At 68.5% G+C, this 16,167-nt stretch carries 15 protein-coding genes; 12 read left to right on the forward strand and 3 right to left on the reverse strand.

The genetic code is table 11. From position 1 onward, the window contains the following. Positions 1 to 28: 28 nt before the first annotated feature. The 4 genes from QZ749_RS17490 to QZ749_RS17505 all read left to right on the forward strand — a co-directional run bounded on the left by QZ749_RS17490 (position 29) and on the right by QZ749_RS17505 (position 3,457). Entirely contained in the window at positions 29 to 934 is a 906-nt protein-coding gene (locus QZ749_RS17490) for a LysR family transcriptional regulator (RefSeq protein ID WP_296949390.1), read from the forward strand. A gap of 45 nt (positions 935 to 979) precedes the next feature. Then, positions 980 to 2,071, forward strand: coding sequence for a 4-hydroxyphenylpyruvate dioxygenase (gene hppD, locus QZ749_RS17495; protein WP_296949720.1), 1,092 nt, complete (start codon positions 980 to 982; stop codon positions 2,069 to 2,071). Between the two features lie 275 nt (positions 2,072 to 2,346). After that, complete coding sequence (locus QZ749_RS17500; protein WP_296949392.1) at positions 2,347 to 2,724, forward strand: CidA/LrgA family protein; 378 nt, start codon at positions 2,347 to 2,349, stop codon at positions 2,722 to 2,724. Beyond that, complete coding sequence (locus QZ749_RS17505) at positions 2,717 to 3,457, forward strand: LrgB family protein (RefSeq protein WP_296949394.1); 741 nt, start codon at positions 2,717 to 2,719, stop codon at positions 3,455 to 3,457. The genes QZ749_RS17500 and QZ749_RS17505 overlap by 8 nt, the downstream gene beginning before the upstream one ends. Before the next feature lie 48 nt (positions 3,458 to 3,505). On the opposite strand, the gene QZ749_RS17510 is transcribed toward QZ749_RS17505, so the two are convergent. Then, complete coding sequence (locus tag QZ749_RS17510; protein ID WP_296949396.1) at positions 3,506 to 4,084, reverse strand: hemerythrin domain-containing protein; 579 nt, start codon at positions 4,082 to 4,084, stop codon at positions 3,506 to 3,508. 283 nt (positions 4,085 to 4,367) lie between these two features. Here QZ749_RS17510 and QZ749_RS17515 point away from each other — a divergent pair, with 283 nt between their 5' ends. Then, on the forward strand, positions 4,368 to 5,276 hold the full coding sequence (locus QZ749_RS17515) for a manganese catalase family protein (RefSeq protein ID WP_296949398.1): 909 nt from the start codon (positions 4,368 to 4,370) through the stop codon (positions 5,274 to 5,276). Positions 5,277 to 5,484: 208 nt separating this feature from the next. After that, complete coding sequence (locus QZ749_RS17520) at positions 5,485 to 6,333, forward strand: ZIP family metal transporter (RefSeq protein WP_373896837.1); 849 nt, start codon at positions 5,485 to 5,487, stop codon at positions 6,331 to 6,333. A gap of 141 nt (positions 6,334 to 6,474) precedes the next feature. Here QZ749_RS17520 and QZ749_RS17525 read toward each other — a convergent pair whose 3' ends face one another. Both QZ749_RS17525 and QZ749_RS17530 read right to left on the reverse strand, forming a co-directional pair. Further along, the gene (locus QZ749_RS17525) at positions 6,475 to 8,034 is read right to left on the reverse strand and encodes an EAL domain-containing protein (protein WP_296949402.1); all 1,560 of its coding nucleotides are present in this window, start codon (positions 8,032 to 8,034) and stop codon (positions 6,475 to 6,477) included. A 344-nt stretch (positions 8,035 to 8,378) separates the two neighbouring features. After that, on the reverse strand, positions 8,379 to 9,728 hold the full coding sequence (locus QZ749_RS17530; protein ID WP_296949404.1) for an MFS transporter: 1,350 nt from the start codon (positions 9,726 to 9,728) through the stop codon (positions 8,379 to 8,381). Positions 9,729 to 9,896: 168 nt separating this feature from the next. Here QZ749_RS17530 and cyoA point away from each other — a divergent pair, with 168 nt between their 5' ends. Genes cyoA through QZ749_RS17560 form a run of 6 tightly spaced genes read left to right on the forward strand, consistent with a single transcriptional unit; the run spans position 9,897 to position 16,093 of the window. Next, positions 9,897 to 10,913 carry a ubiquinol oxidase subunit II gene (gene cyoA, locus QZ749_RS17535; protein WP_296949406.1) on the forward strand — a complete coding sequence of 339 codons (1,017 nt, stop codon included), beginning with the start codon at positions 9,897 to 9,899 and terminating at the stop codon, positions 10,911 to 10,913. Positions 10,914 to 10,918: 5 nt separating this feature from the next. Continuing rightward, a complete protein-coding gene (gene cyoB / locus QZ749_RS17540; RefSeq protein WP_296949408.1) occupies positions 10,919 to 12,922 on the forward strand; it encodes a cytochrome o ubiquinol oxidase subunit I in 2,004 nt (667 codons plus the stop codon). Then, entirely contained in the window at positions 12,915 to 13,550 is a 636-nt protein-coding gene (gene cyoC / locus QZ749_RS17545; RefSeq protein ID WP_296949409.1) for a cytochrome o ubiquinol oxidase subunit III, read from the forward strand. The genes cyoB and cyoC overlap by 8 nt, the downstream gene beginning before the upstream one ends. Continuing rightward, positions 13,547 to 13,963 (forward strand): cytochrome o ubiquinol oxidase subunit IV, encoded by a 417-nt coding sequence (gene cyoD / locus QZ749_RS17550; protein WP_296949410.1) that lies wholly within the window; start codon positions 13,547 to 13,549, stop codon positions 13,961 to 13,963. Before cyoC ends, cyoD begins: the two co-directional genes overlap by 4 nt. Beyond that, positions 13,963 to 14,769, forward strand: coding sequence for an SURF1 family protein (locus QZ749_RS17555; RefSeq protein WP_296949411.1), 807 nt, complete (start codon positions 13,963 to 13,965; stop codon positions 14,767 to 14,769). Before cyoD ends, QZ749_RS17555 begins: the two co-directional genes overlap by 1 nt. Beyond that, positions 14,762 to 16,093 (forward strand): ATP-binding protein, encoded by a 1,332-nt coding sequence (locus QZ749_RS17560; protein WP_296949413.1) that lies wholly within the window; start codon positions 14,762 to 14,764, stop codon positions 16,091 to 16,093. The genes QZ749_RS17555 and QZ749_RS17560 overlap by 8 nt, the downstream gene beginning before the upstream one ends. Positions 16,094 to 16,167: the final 74 nt, after the last annotated feature.

Raw genomic sequence — 16,167 nt, forward strand, 5'->3', positions numbered from 1 at the left:
TCACATCGTAAATAGCACTCCACCCGCCATGACCGAACCCGGTAGCATCGACCTGAATTTGCTGTCCGTGTTCCAGGAGGTGTACCGCGAACGCCAGATCTCGGCGGCGGCGCGCCGGCTGGGACTGACGCAGTCGGCCGTCAGCAATGCGCTGGCGCGGCTGCGCCGCAGCTTCGACGACGAACTGTTCGTGCGCACGGCGCACGGCATGCAGCCGACCCCGCTGGCCCAGCAGATGGCCGAGCCGATCGGCGCGGCGATGGCGCAGGTGGCCCTGGCGCTGTCGCAGCGCAGCCGCTTCGACCCGGCCACCAGCACGCGCCGCTTCACGCTGGCGATGACCGACGTGGGCGAGGTGTACTTCATGCCGGTGCTGGTCGAGCGCTGCCGCGCCGTGGCGCCGCACGTGGAGATCGCGTCGAGCCGCGCCCGGCCGCTGCGCCTGAAGGACGACATGGAGACCGGCCGTGTCGACCTGGCGATCGGCGCCTTCGACGACGTGTCCGAGGCGCTGTACCAGCGGCAGCTGTTCCGCCAGCCCTTCGTGAGCATGTTCCGCAAGGGGCATCCGCTGGCCACGGGCACGGTGGACCTGGCGCGGTTCGCGGCGGCCACGCACCTGATCGTCGATGCGGCGCAGAGTCCGTACGACCGCATCAACGTGCTGCTGGAAAAGGCCGGGGTGACGGCCAATGCGCGCTTTCGCGTGCCGCATTTCACGGCGGTGCCGTACATCGTCAGCACGAGCGAGCTGGTGGTGACGGTGCCGCAGAAACTCGCCGAGAGCGCCGCGGGGCCTTTCGGACTGAAGTGGATCGAGCCGCCGCTCGCCCTGCCGACGTTGCAGACCAACGTCTTCTGGCACCGGCGCTTCAACCACGATCCCGGCAACCAGTGGCTGCGGGGACTGATCGCCGACGTGTTTGCCGAGTGACGGCGGCCGGAGGAGGATAATTTACTTACAATGAGGAACGAGACAATGGCCGACCTGTTCGACAATCCGATGGGCCTGATGGGCTTCGAATTCGTGGAGTTCGCTTCGCCCACCCCGGGCGTGCTGGAACCGGTGTTCGAGGCGCTGGGCTTTAGCAAGGTGGCGGTGCACCGCTCCAAGGACGTGGTGCTGTACCGCCAGGGCGACATCAACTTCATCGTCAACAACGAACCGAAGAGCGCCGCCGCGTACTTCGCCGCTGAGCACGGCCCGTCGGCCTGCGGCATGGCCTTCCGCGTGAAGAACGCGCACCAGGCCTACGCGCGCGCGCTGGAACTGGGTGCCCAGCCGGTCGAGATCCCGACCGGTCCGATGGAATTGCGCCTGCCGGCCATCAAGGGCATCGGCGGCGCGCCGCTGTACCTGATCGACCGTTTCGACGAAGGTGACAATGTCGGCAAATCCATCTACGACATCGACTTCGAATGGATCGACGGCGTCGAGCGCCATCCGCGCGGCCACGGCCTGTCGATCATCGACCACCTGACCCACAACGTCTACCGCGGCCGCATGACCTACTGGGCCGGCTTCTACGAGAAGCTGTTCAACTTCCGCGAGATCCGCTACTTCGACATCAAGGGCGAGTACACCGGCCTGACCTCGAAGGCGATGACGGCGCCGGACGGCATGATCCGCATCCCGCTGAACGAGGAAGGGCAGGCCGGGGGCGGCCAGATCGAGGAATACCTGCTGAAGTTCAATGGCGAAGGTATCCAGCACATCGCGCTGCTGAGCGACGACATCTACGCCACCGTCGACGGCCTGCGCGCCGCCGGCGTGCCCCTGATGACGGCGCCGCCGGAAACCTATTACGAGATGCTGGAAGAGCGCATCCCGGGCCACGGCGAGGACGTCGACGCGCTGCGCGCGCGCGGCCTGCTGGTCGACGGCAAGGTCGAGGACGGCCGCCAGCGCCTGCTGGTGCAGATCTTCTCGCAGAACCAGCTGGGTCCCGTGTTCTTCGAGTTCATCCAGCGCAAGGGCGACGACGGCTTCGGCGAAGGCAACTTCAAGGCCCTGTTCGAATCGATGGAGCGCGACCAGCTCAAGCGCGGGGCGCTCAAGACCGCGGCCTGAGCCCGGCGCCGGACGGCGCCACCGATGTGGGGCGGGCAGCGCCACCGCGCCGTCCGCGACCACGCCCCGCAGATACTGCCCACGCGTGACGTGCGCGTCGGGCTGGCATGGCTCCGGTTCCGGCCGCTGGCCGTGCCGGCGTCACGCAAGGGCAGCGGAGCGTCATCGTCCGCCAGGCGGGTGGAGCAGCCCACGCTACGACCGACCCTGCGTCCTGCCCCGCGCCCTGATAACTGCTATCCTTTCCCTCCTCATCCATTCCCGAGGAGCCCCGCTTGCTGCCCGCCTTCGCCATCCTGCTCGCCTTCCAGTGCCTGGGGGAGGGCCTGGTCTTCCTGTCCGGCTTTCCCGTTCCCGGCCCCGTCGCCGGCATGCTCCTGCTGCTGGCCGCGCTGGTCGCCTGGCCGCGCCTGCACGCGGCGGTCGAGCGCGGCGCCAGTGAACTGCTGCGCCACCTGTCGCTGCTGTTCGTGCCGGCCGGCGTCGGCATCGTCGCCGCCGCGTCGAGCGTCGGCGGGCACTGGGTGGCGACGCTTGCCGGGGTGGCCGCCAGCACGCTGCTCACCATGGCGTTCACGGCGCTGGTGCTGAAGGCGGCCGGGATGGGCGCCGACCCGGACCGCTGCACGGACACGGAGGGCGGCGATGCTTGACTTCGAGCACATCGCCCACTTCTGGGTCTACCTGTCGGCGTCGCCGCTGCTGGGCCTCACGCTGACGCTGTGCGCCTACCTGTTCGCCCAGTGGATCCATGCGCGCTGCGGTTTCTCGGCGCTGGCCAATCCGGTGGCCATTGCCATCGCCATCGTCGCCGCCGTGCTGCTCGCCAGCGGCATGTCCTACCAGCGTTATTTCGCCGGCGCGCAATTCGTGCACTTCCTGCTCGGGCCGGCCACGGTGGCGCTGGCCGTGCCGCTGGCGCGCCAGGTGCCGCGCCTGCGCCGCAACCTGCTGCCCCTCGCCGCGGCCCTGCTGTGCGGGTGCGTGACGGCGATCGTCAGCGCGGTGGGCGTGGCGGTGCTGCTGGGCGCCTCGCCCGAACTGGCGCGCTCGATCGCGCCGAAGTCGGCCACCACGCCCATCGCGATGGCGGTGGCCGAGCGCCTGGGCGGCGTGCCGGCGCTGACGGCGGTGCTGGTGATCGGCACCGGCATCTTCGGCGCGGTGACGGCGCGCTTCCTGTTCGACGCGCTGGGCGTGCGTGCGCATGCGGCGCGCGGACTGGCGCTGGGCGTGGCCGCGCACGGCATCGGCACGGCGCGCGCCTTCCAGGTCAGCGCCGAGATGGGCGCCTACGCGGGACTGGGGATGGGGGTGAACGGGGTGCTGACGGCGCTGATCGCGCCGTGGCTGGTGCCGCCGCTGCTGCGCTGGATGGGCGCCTAGGGACCGCCCCGGCCCTGGCCGGGGCGGCGGGCGTGGTCCTGGCGCCGGTCAGGCCGACCTGCGCGTGAAGGCGCGCGCGGCGAACAGCGCGCTGGCCAGGCCCACGACGACCGCCGCGGTGCTGCCCGAGAAGCCGCGCACGTGGTTGGCGGCGAGCTTGCCGGCCTTCGGTCCCACCAGCTGCATGCGCCGCTTCGTCATCCGGGCGCCCAGCTCGGACAGCTGGTCCTTGCCCAGCGTCTGCTCGGCCTCCGGCAGCAGTACGGTTTCCTCGTCGGCCACGTGGTGCACGACGTCGCGCATCAGCTCGAACACCAGCTCGTCGTGGCGCGGCGACGCCGGGTCGGTGCGCCGCAGTTCGGCGATCACGCGGCGCATCTCGTCGTGCTCCGGTTCGCTCTTGTCCATCACCTTGCGGTCGTGCGCCTTCGGCCGCATCGCCGGGTAGAAGATCTCCTCTTCCAGCGTGGCGTGGATCTCCAGCGCGTCGCAGATGGTCTCGGCCAGCGCCTTCTTGACGGAAGGGCTCTTGTCCCTGGTGTACTGGTGGAAGGTGACCATCACGTGCGAATGGTCGAAGCGGATCATGTCGGTGATCGTCGGGCTCAGCTTGTTCAGAGAAAACATCGTGTGCTCCTCTCGTCGTGGGGGAATAGGTGCACATCGTATGCCCGCCGGCTGCGCGCGCGCGTAGGAGGCGCACGCAAGGGCGTGTCAGCGCCGGACGCAGGCGGCCCGGACGGCGTGCTTGTCGGCCGGATAGATTCTGAAAACGTCGCTTGTCGTCCTACACGGATACGGCCGCCCCGCCGATGCGGAACGGGTAGCCGGGCTGCGATCATGCCCGAGGCGTAGCGCCCTCCGGGTGCGCGCCGACCCTGCTCGACAACCCTATCACTGGAGAGAAGGCATGTTTGCACACACCAAGCGCTTGCAATACACCGTGCGCGTCAGCGAACCGAATCCCGGCCTGGCCAACCTGATGCTGGAACAGTTCGGCGGCCCGCAGGGCGAGCTCGCCGCGGCCATGCGTTACTTCACCCAGGCCGTCAGCGAGGACGATGCCGGCCGCAAGGACATGTTGTTCGACATCGCGACCGAGGAGCTCAGCCACCTCGAGATCATCGGCCATATCGTGGCGATGCTGAACAAGGGGGCCAAGGGCCGCCTGGCCGAAGCGGTCGACAGCGAGGCCGAGACCTACCGCAAGATCCAGGGCGCGGGGAACGACAGCCACGTCACCCAGGTGCTGTACGGCGCCGGCACCCCGCTGGTCAATTCGGCCGGCGTGCCGTGGACGGCGGCGTACATCGACACGATCGGCGAGCCGACCGCCGACCTGCGCTCCAACATCGCGGCCGAGGCGCGTGCCAAGATCGTCTACGAGCGCCTGATCGCGCTGACCGACGACCCGGGCGTGCAGGAAGCGCTGGGCTTCCTGATGACGCGCGAGATCGCCCACCAGAAGTCGTTCGAGAAGGCCCTGTACGCGATTTCGCCGAACTTCCCGCCGGGGAAAATGCCGGGCGATGCGCGCTTCGCCAACACCTACTTCAATATGTCGCAGGGACCCGGCGAGATGCGCGGCCCGTGGAACCAGGGCGGGCAGTGGGATTACGTGAGCGACCGCGACAGCCAGGCGGCGGTCGACGGCGGCAGCGGCGACGCCGAGGTCAGGCTGCCGGCCGAGGACGTCGAGACGCTCGAGGCGATGGCCCTGCGCACCCGGTCGGATCCGGGCAGCGATCCGGCCACCGGCGCCGAACTGGGCATGGGCAACCAGACCCTTGCCGACGGCAAGACGGTGGGCGGCGCATGAGGGCCGGGCGCGCCGCCCCGTGGACGCGGCGCGCTGGCGTGCGCCACATCCGGGCCGATCGCCTATGATTGGCTGAATGATGGAGACGCCATTTTCCAAGGCCGGGCGGGACACCGCACTGGGGGCCAACGCAGGCATCACGTCCAATGCCGGCCTCCCGTCCAATGCCGGTCACACGGCCGCCCGCCGCACGCTCGGGCCGCACCGCATGGTCGGCCTGTTCATCTGCGCGCTGGGCGCCGTGGCGCTGCTGGCGGGCCTGCTCGAACAGCTGGTGCAGGCGACCCCCAGGCTGCGCGGCGCGCTGGTCGGCGGCGGCACGGCGGCCGCGGCCACCGCGCTGGGCACGCTGCCCGTGCTGTTTTCCCAGCATTTCTCGAAGCGCACCTACGACTGCTTCCTCGGTTTCGGCGCCGGCGTCATGCTGGGCGCGACCGCCTTTTCCCTGATCATCCCGGCGCTGGCGGCGGCCGAATCGGGCGGCGCCGGCAACTGGGGCGCCAGCCTGCGGGTGGGCGCCGGTGTCCTGCTCGGCGCCGGCCTGCTGATCCTGCTCGACCGCTGCATCCACGTCGACGCCATCCTGGAGCGCCAGGATGCGGCCGTGGCCAGTTCCATGAAGCGCGCCTGGCTGTTCGTCTGGGCCGTCGCGCTGCACAACCTGCCGGAAGGGCTGGCGATCGGCGTCGCTTACGCCGGCATCGACGTCGACAAGGCCAATTCGCTGGCGACCGGCGTGTCGATCCAGGACGTGCCCGAGGGCCTGGTGGTCGCGCTGGCGCTGCGCACGGTGGGCTATGGCCGGGTGCTGTCGGCCGGCCTCGGCATGGCTTCCGGCCTGATCGAGCCGGTGGCGGCCGTCGCCGGCGTCGCGCTGATCGGCATCTCGGCCGGCCTGCTGCCATTCGCGCTGGCCGCCGCGGCCGGTGCCATGCTGTTCGTGATCGTCAACGACGTGGTGCCGGAGGCCCACCAGGGCGGCAACGGCAGCTGGGCCAGCATCGCCCTGGTGTTCGGCTTCGTGCTGATGACGGTGCTCGACACGGCGCTGGGGTAGGCGCCGGCGCGGTGGCAGGATGCGCGCCCGGCATGGCGTCGTCCCCGCCGGCGCTCGCAGGCGGGCGAGCGGCCTGTCCGTGGCGCGAACGGTCCCCGGTGTCCGCCAGCGCTGGCGCGCACCCGCCGGCCGCGCGGATGGCTAGGCGGCTTCCCGCCGCGTTTCCGTCATCCGCGCCGCGATGTCGGCGAACGGCATCGGCTTGCCGAACAGCCAGCCCTGGGCGAACTCGACGCCGCGCTCGCGCAGGTAGGCGGCCTGCGCCGGGCTTTCGATGCCTTCCGCGACCATGGTCAGGCGCATCGTGCGCGCCATGTCGATGATCATGCCGACCACGCCGCTGGTGGGCGCGTCGGTGCCGATCGTCTCGACGAAGGCGCGGTCGATCTTGAGGTAGTCCAGGTCCAGGCGCTGCAGGTAGGACAGGCTCGAGTAGCCGGTGCCGAAATCGTCGATGGCGACGGCGATGCCGCGCTTGCGCAGGGCGGCGACGGTCGCCTGCGCCGCGTCCAGGCGCAGGAAGCCGCGCTCGGTGATCTCGACCATCAGGTTCGAGGCGCGTGCGCCGCAGCGCGCCAGCATCCCGGCCAGGTGGTCGACGATGGCCGGCGAATGCATGTCGGCGGCGGAGAGGTTGATCGCGATGTGGAATCCGGGGTGCTCGGCCAGGAAGCGGCCGGCGTCCTCGCCGACCAGGCGCACCACGCGCTCGGTCAGCCGGACGATCAGGCCGGTCTGCTCGGCCACCGGGATGAAGGCATCCGGCCCCACCAGTTCGCCGTCGGCGCGGCGCCAGCGCAGCAGCGCCTCGGCGCCCACCCATTCGCCGGTCTGCAGGTTGACGATCGGCTGGTACAGCACGAAGAATTCGTTGCGCCGCAGCGCCTGGCCGATCGCGGCCTCGATCGAGCGGCGCCGGCGCGCGAACAGGACGACCGCGGCGCACGCGGCGATGCCGCACAGCAGTCCGGCCGGCACCAGGCGGGCGGCGATCTCGCGCGCGCGGCGCTCGACCTGGCCGGCCGGCATGGCGGCGACGGCGGCGATGGTGTCCAGCTTCGAGCGCACCACCACGACCAGGCGGCCGCCGTCCACGAACGTGGCCGCGCGGCGCGCGCCGAGGCGGTCGATCCAGGCCACGTCGACGGCGCCGCGGGCGATCGCCGTGCGGTGCTGTTCCAGGTGCAGGACGCCGAGCGCGACGTCGGCCGGCGCGGCGGTGGCGTCCACCGGCAGTTCCTGGTGCATCAGGGCCGCGTAGTCGCCGAGCTGGGCGGCCAGCACCGAGGCGCTCGCGCCGGTCGGGACGTGCGGGTACAGCACCGCGCCGGAGGCGGTGCGGAAGGACTGGCCGCCGAGCGGCAGTGGCATGGTGCCGAGCGAGGAGCAGGCCAGGGCGCCGTCGCGCACGTAGCCGACGGCCTGCAGGTAGCTGGAGGACAGGGCGATGTCGCGCATCAGCGCGAGCGCCGCCGGCGAGCAGGGGGCCAGGCCGGAGCGGTTCATGCGGCTGGTGGCGCGCACGATCTGGCGCGCCGTGTCGTCGGTGCGGTGCATGACGTCGCGCGCATAGGCCAGGGCCGCCGCCGATTCGCTCTCCCAGGCCTGGCGCCGCGCCTCGCGCCACGCCAGCCATGGCGGAACGAGGAGTGCGCCCGTCGCCGCCAGTACGGTCAATCCCAGTCCGATGCGACTGCGCATCCGATCCTCCCGAAAACCGCCATCCACCGCGCGCCCTGCGACAGCAGGCCGGCGCGGCGGTCGGCCATGGCCGCAGTATAGCGCCTATGCCAGGCAGAGCATAATCTTTTAGCGCTGCGGAAACATTGCCGTGCCACGGGCGTGGCGGGAGGAAGCGGCCGGCCGCGGCGGGCGCGGGGCGTACAGTTTCCCCGCCCTTTGCCAGGGGCGCGCGCGGGGCCGCGCGGGCATAGTGGAACGGACGGAGGGGGCCGGGAACGGCGCGGGCGAAGGCGAAGCTTGCGGCAGGCGGCGGGACGGGAAGGGCGGTGCGCACGCGGGGCGCCGCGTGCGCACCGTCCCGGTCAGTTACGGATTTCCAGCGCCCGGTTCAGGCTCAGGGCCGCCAGCGAGCCGACGGCGCCCGACAGCAGGTACAGGCTGACGTAGCCCAGGCCGAAGTTGGCGGCCAGGCCCAGCGCCACCAGCGGCGCGAAGGCGGCGCCGACCAGCCAGGCCAGGTCGGACGTCAGCGCGGCGCCGGTGTAGCGGTACTGCGGCAGGAAGTTCGAGGTGACGGCGCCCGCGGCCTGGCCGTAGGACAGGCCCAGCAGCACGAAGCCGACCAGGATGAAGGTGTTCTGGCCGCCCGCGCCGCCGTCCATCAGGGTCGGCACGAAGCCCGCGAACAGGGCGATCAGGACGGCCAGGGTGCCGAGGGTGTTGCGGCGGCCGAAGCGGTCGGCGATCAGGCCCGAGGCCAGCACGGCGAGGATGGCCAGGCCGGCGCCGCAGATCTGGACGACGAGGAAGTCGGCCATCGAGCGGGTGTCGTACAGCTGGATCCAGGACAGCGGGAACACGGTGACGAGGTGGAACAGCGCGTAGCTGGCCAGGGCGGCGAGGGCGCCCAGCATGATGGTGGTGCCCTGGGTGCCGATCACTTCGCGCGCCGGCGCCGCGTCCAGCTGGTGTTCGTCCAGCAGGTGCGTGTATTCGTGGGTGGAGACGATGCGCAGGCGCGCGAACAGGGCGACGACGTTGATCGCGAAGGCGACGAAGAACGGGAAGCGCCAGCCCCAGACCAGGAAGTCGTCCTGCGACAGCTCGTTGAGCATGTAGGCGAAGATGCCGGCGGCGATGATGAAGCCCACCGGCGCGCCCAGCTGGCCCAGCATGGCGTACCAGCCGCGCTTGCCCTCGGGGGCGTTCAGGGCGAGCAGCGACGGCAGGCCGTCCCAGGTGCCGCCCAGCGCGGCGCCCTGGCCAAGGCGCAGGATGACGAGGGAGACGATCGCCCATTCGCCCCAGCGCGAGTAGGTCGGCAGGCCGGCGATGGCGACGGTCGCGGTGCCGAGCATGAACAGGGCGATGGTGAGCTTGACCTCGCGGCTGAAATGCCGCTGGATCGCCATGAACACCAGCGTCCCGATGGGGCGCGCCACGTAGGCGAGGGCGAAGATGGCGAACGAATACAGGGTGCCTTCGAGGCGGTCGGCGAACGGGAAGAACACCGCCGGGAACACCAGCACCGAGGCGATCGCGTACACGAAGAAGTCGAAATACTCGGAAGCGCGGCCGATGACGACCCCGACCGCGATGTCGCCCGGGGCGACGTGCACGTCGCGGGCATTGATGTTGCGGGCACCGCTGTGGTGGCCGGTGATGGGAGCGGCGCCTGCGTCGCCGTACGTATTCGTAGTCGAGCTCTGCATATTGTTGTCTCCTGAAAATCGCCCGGCGCGCCCGAGTAAGCCGCTCTGGTCAACCCCCTTGAAGTATTGCAGTACTGAAAGGGGTGGGACAAAACGTCCAATCGCCAAACGCACGCCGTTGGGGGTACATTAGCATGTTATCTTTCCCATGTAACGTAAAACACAAGCATGATTCCTAAGACCGCCCGTCGAGGACTGCTCCTCGCCCCGTTTGCGCTGCTTGCCGGCTGTAATACGGTGGTGATGAACCCGTCCGGAGACATTGCACAGCAACAGGCGCATCTGATCACGATTTCCGTGGTCCTGATGTTGCTCATCATCGTTCCCGTCATCCTCCTGGTGATCGTTTTTGCCCGCAAGTACCGCGCCAGCAATACCGAAGCCGAGTACCTGCCGGACTGGGATCACTCGACCAAGCTCGAGCTGGTCATCTGGGGCGCGCCCCTCCTGATCATCATCGTGCTGGGCCTCGTGACCTGGATCTACACCCACAAGCTGGACCCCTACCGTCCGCTGGAGCGCCTGGACGCCAGCCGTCCGATCCCGGCATCGACCAAGCCGCTGATCGTGCAGGCCGTCGCAATGGACTGGAAATGGCTGTTCATCTATCCGGAGCAGGGCATCGCCACGGTCAACGAACTGGTGGTCCCGGTCGACGTGCCGGTGCGCTTCAAGATCAGCGCCACGTCCGTCATGAATGCCTTCTACGTGCCCGAGCTGGCCGGCATGATCTATGCGATGCCGGGCATGGAAACCACGCTCAACGCCGTGCAGAACAAGCCGATCCAGTCGGTGGGCTTCTCGGCCAACTACAGCGGCGCCGGTTATTCGGACATGCGCTTCGGCTACCGCGGCGTCGCCCAGGGCGACTTCGATGGCTGGGTCCAGTCGATCAAGGCCGGCGGCGGCAACCTCGACCGCGCCAGCTACCTGACGCTGGAAAAGCCGAGCATCAAGGATCCGGTCAAGCGCTACGCGGCCGTCGACGGCGACCTGTTCTATCGCGTCCTGAACCGCTGCGTCGCCGACGGCGTCGTCTGCATGGACAAGATGATGCAGCAAGATGCGAACAAGGCACGCGAGATGGCCATGCGCCGGATGCCTCAACCCGCGGCGGCGACCCGCCTGGCCCAGGCCAGCGGCGAGGTCTGCACCACGCCCGATGAAACTGTCAAGAAGAAGTAATCACCATGCACGAGCAATTTGACTTAGCGAAGTTGATCTTCGGTCGGCTCAGCTGGGAAGCGATTCCCTACCATGAGCCGATCCTGATCGGTACCTTTATCGCGGTGCTCCTGGGCGGCGTCGTCGTCCTGGGCGCCATTACCAAGCTGAAGCTGTGGGGCTACCTCTGGAACGAGTGGTTCACCAGCATCGACCACAAGAAGATCGGCATCATGTACATGGTGCTCGGCCTGGTCATGTTCCTGCGCGGCTTCGCCGACGCGCTGATGATGCGCGCCCAGCAGGCGTTCTCGTTCGGGGACTCGCACGGCTTCCTGCCGCCGCACCACTACGACCAGGTCTTCACCGCCCACGGCGTGATCATGATCTTCTTCGTGGCGATGCCGCTGGTGACGGGCTTCATGAACTACGTGGTGCCGCTGCAGATCGGCGCGCGCGACGTGGCCTTCCCGTTCCTGAACAACTTCTCCTTCTGGATGACCACCATGGGCGCGATGCTCGTGATGGCATCGCTGTTCGTCGGCGAGTTCGCCCGTACCGGCTGGCTGGCCTACCCGCCGCTGTCCGGCATCCTGGCCAGCCCCGACGTCGGCGTCGACTACTACATCTGGTCATTGCAGATCGCGGGTGTCGGCACACTGCTGTCCGGTATCAACCTGGTCGTCACCATCGTCAAGATGCGCGCGCCGGGCATGGACATGATGAAGATGCCGGTCTTCACCTGGACCTCGCTGTGCACCAACATCCTGATCGTCATGGCCTTCCCGGTCCTGACCGCCGTCCTGGCCATGCTGGGCCTGGATCGCCTGTTCGACACCCACTTCTTCACGAACGAACTGGGCGGCAACGCCATGATGTACGTGAACCTGATCTGGATCTGGGGCCACCCCGAGGTCTACATCCTGATCCTGCCGGCGTTCGGCATCTTCTCGGAAGTCGTCGCGACCTTCTGCGGCAAGCGCCTGTTCGGCTACACGTCGATGGTCTACGCCACCGCCGTCATCATGATCCTGTCCTACCTCGTGTGGCTGCACCACTTCTTCACGATGGGCTCGGGCGCGAGCGTGAACTCGTTCTTCGGCATCACCACGATGATCATCTCGATCCCGACCGGCGCCAAGCTGTTCAACTGGCTGTTCACCATGTACAAGGGCCGCATCCGCTATGAACTGCCGATGATGTGGACCGTGTCGTTCATGATCACCTTCACCATCGGCGGCATGACCGGCGTGATGCTGGCGATCCCGCCGGCCGACTTCGTCCTGCACAACTCGCTGTTCCTGATCGCCCACTTCCACAACGTCATCATCGGCGGCGTGCTGTTCGGCCTGTTTGCCGGCCTGAACTACTGGTGGCCGAAGATGTTCGGCTTCAAGCTGGACCGCAAGTGGGGCCTGTACTCGTTCTGGCTGTGGTCGATCGGCTTCTGGTTCGCCTTCATCCCGCCGTACATCCTGGGCTTCATGGGCGTGACCCGCCGCATGAGCCACTTCGAGGACCCGTCGATCCACTACCTGTTCCAGATCTCGCTGTTCGGTACCCTGATGATCGCCGCCGGCATCGGCTGCCTGCTGATGCAGATCGCCGTCTCGGTCATCAACCGCAAGAAGCTGGCCGACGTCACGGGCGACCCGTGGGACGGCCGCACGCTGGAATGGTCGACCTCGTCGCCGCCGCCGGCCTACAACTTCGCGTTCACCCCGATGGTGCACGACAACGACACCTTCGCCGACATGAAGAAGAACGGCTACCAGCGTCCGCTGAAGGACTACGTGCCGATCCACATGCCCGCCAACACCTGGGCCGGCCCGGTCATCCCGGCGCTGTCCTTCGTGGTCGGTTTCGGCATCATCTGGCACATGTGGCTGCTGGTCGCCGTGTCGTTCGTCGCCCTGATCGTCACGACCCTGTACCACACGTTCAACTACAAACGCGACTACTACATCCCGGCGGAAGAAGTGACCCGCACGGAAGAAGAGCGCACCCGCATGCTGGAAGCCCATGTCTGACATTAACGTAACCACTCCCGGCGCCCCGGGCGCCGACGCCAGCTCGCGCTACTTCGTGCGCGAGCACCATCCGGAAAACGGCACGCTGCTCGGCTTCTGGATCTACCTGATGAGCGACTGCCTCATCTTCGCCTGCCTGTTCGCGACCTACGCGGTGCTCGGCCGCAACTACGCGGGCGGCCCGTCGGGCGGCGAGATCTTCGACCTGCCGCTGGTGGCCCTGAACACGGCCTTCCTGCTGTTCTCGTCGATCACCTACGGCTTCGCCATGCTGGCGGCCGCGAAGAAGAACCTCGGCAAGACCCAGCTGTGGCTGGCGATCACCGGCGTGCTGGGCGCCTGCTTCCTGGGCCTGGAACTGTACGAGTTCTCGCACCTGATCCACGAAGGCTTCGGCCCGTGGCGCAGCGGCTTCCTGACGTCGTTCTTCGCGCTGGTCGGCACGCACGGCCTGCACGTGACGTTCGGTATCGTCTGGCTGGTCACGCTGATGATCCAGCTGGGCAAGCACGGCATCAACGGCGCCAACTACCGTCGCCTGTCCTGCCTGTCGATGTTCTGGCACTTCCTGGACGTCGTCTGGATCGGCGTGTTCACCTATGTTTACCTGATGGGGACCCTGCCATGAGCAACGTTCATCACGCCCACGGCCACGACGACCACCACGGTCACGGCCACCACGACGACGAGATCCACGCCCACGGGAGCCTGAAGGACTACACGATCGGCTTCATCCTGTCGGTGATCCTGACGGCGATCCCGTTCTGGCTGGTGATGACCCACCAGGTGGCGCCGGAGACCACCAAGTTCGTGATCCTCGGCTTCGCCGCCGTGCAGGTCGTCGTGCACATGGTCTACTTCCTGCACATGAACTCGAAGTCGGAGAACGGCTGGAACATGATGGCGATGATCCTCACCGTCATCCTGCTGGTCATCATCCTGGTCGGTTCGATCTGGGTCATGTACCACATGAACGCGAACATGATGCCGCACATCAGCAACGACGGCGGCTCGGTTCACGGCATGCACGACATGCAGTAATGGCGGGTAGCGACCATGCAGCAGCGCCGGCCAGCGTCCGGCGCAAGGGTGCGAGTCCCTTCGTAACGATCCTGGCGCTGCTGCTGGTCGTCCTGTTCGCCGGTCTGGGCACCTGGCAGGTCTATCGCCTGCAATGGAAACTGGACCTGATCGCCCGCGTGGAAGCACGCGTGCACGCCGCCCCCGCCGCGCCACCCGGCCCGGCGCGCTGGGCGGGCATCGATGCCGCCGGCGACGAATACCGTCGCCTCGAACTCCACGGCACCTATCTCTACGACCTCACCACCCCCGTCCAGGCCCTCACCGAGCAGGGCAGCGGCTACTGGCTGCTCACCCCGATGTGCACGACGGACGGCCAGGTCGTCATCGTCAACCGCGGCTTCATCCCGGCCGTGCTGGGCGCGCGCACCCGCTACGACGCGCGCCGCGCCGCCGGCGATCCCTGCGCCGCCGCCGCCGCCGAGGCGCCCGCGCGCGTGGTCGGCCTGCTGCGCATCAGCGAGCCGCGCGGCTCCTTCGCGCGCGACAACGTCCCCGCCGACAACCGCTGGTACAGCCGCGACGTCGCGGCCATCGCCGCCACGCGCGGCCTCGGCGCCGGCGCGGCAACGGTCGCGCCGTACTTCGTCGACGCCGAAGCGAACCAGAACCCGGCCGGCTCGCCCGACCGGCCCACCGGCGGGCTGACCGTGGTCAGGTTCCCCAACAGCCACCTCGTCTACGCGCTGACCTGGTACGCCCTGGCCCTGATGGTGGCGGGCGCCTGGTGGTACGTGGCGCGCGGGCGCGGCCGCCGCGATGACTGAGGCCACGGCGCCGGGACGGGATCCCAGCCGGCGCTGGCGCGCCGCCTCGGCCGCCGACGTCGAATACGTCGCCGGCCACAAGAACATGCTGCAGCTGATCGAGCTGCGCTGGATCGCCGTCATCGGCCAGGTCACCACCATCGCCGGCGCGATCCTCGTGTTCGACGTGCCGCTGCCGCTGGTGCAGATGCTCGAAGTGCTGGCCTGCCTGATCGCCTTCAACGTCGCCAGCCACCTGCGCTGGCACGAACACCGTCCGGTCACCAACAGCGAACTGTTCCTCGCGCTGCTGGTGGACGTGGCCAGCCTGACCATGCAGCTGTACCTGTCCGGTGGCACCAGCAATCCCTTCGCCTTCCTCTACCTGTTGCAGGTGATCCTGTCGGCCGTGCTGCTGGAAGCCTGGTCCACCTGGACCATCGTCGGCATCACGCTGGCCTGCCTGGCCGGCCTGTCGATCTTCGCCCAGCCGCTGCCGCTGCCGCTGGACCACGGGCGCGGCATCGCCAGCCTGTACGTGCAGGGCATGCTGCTGTGCTTCGTGCTGGACGCGGCGCTGCTGGTGATCTTCATCCTGCGCATCACCAACACGCTCAAGACCCGGGCCGCGCAACTGGCCGACCTGCGCCAGCGCGCCGCCGAGGAAGAACACATCGTGCGCATGGGCCTGCTGGCCTCGGGGGCCGCCCACGAACTGGGCACGCCGCTGGCTACGCTGTCGGTGATCCTGGGCGACTGGAAGCGCATGCCCGAATTCAAGGAAAATCCCGACCTGATCGAGGAAATCTCCGAGATGGAGACCCAGCTCAAGCGCTGCAAGTCGATCGTCAGCGGCATCCTGCTCTCGGCCGGCGAGGCGCGCGGCGAGTCCGCGCGCCGCACGACGATCCGCACCTTCCTCGACGAACTCGTGCAAGAGTGGCGCGCCAGCCGTCCGGTGCGCGACTTTTCCTACGTCAACCGCATCGCGCAGGACTTGCCGGTGGCCTTCGACTCGGCGCTGCGACAAATGATCGACAACGTGCTCGACAACGCGCTCGAGGCGCCGTCCGACTGGGTCGGGCTGGAGGCGCGCCTGGAAGCCGGCACGCTGGTGCTGGAGGTGGCCGACCGCGGCCCCGGCTTCGCGCCGGCGATCCTGGCGCAGTTCGGCAAGCCCTACCAGTCGAGCAAGGGCCGGCCGGGCGGCGGGCTGGGACTGTTCCTGGCCGTGAACGTCGCGCGCACGCTGGGCGGATCGGTGGCGGCCGCGAACCGGCCGGAGGGCGGGGCGCTGGTGACGCTGCGCCTGCCGCTGTCGGCGATCGCGCTGCGGCAGGAATAGCGGCGGGACCACGCCCCGGGCGGCGCCGGTCGTGCATCTCCGTCCTGCATCTCAGTCCTGCATGTCAATCGTGC

Source organism: uncultured Massilia sp., assembly GCF_913773735.1.
Lineage (GTDB): Bacteria > Pseudomonadota > Gammaproteobacteria > Burkholderiales > Burkholderiaceae_D > Telluria.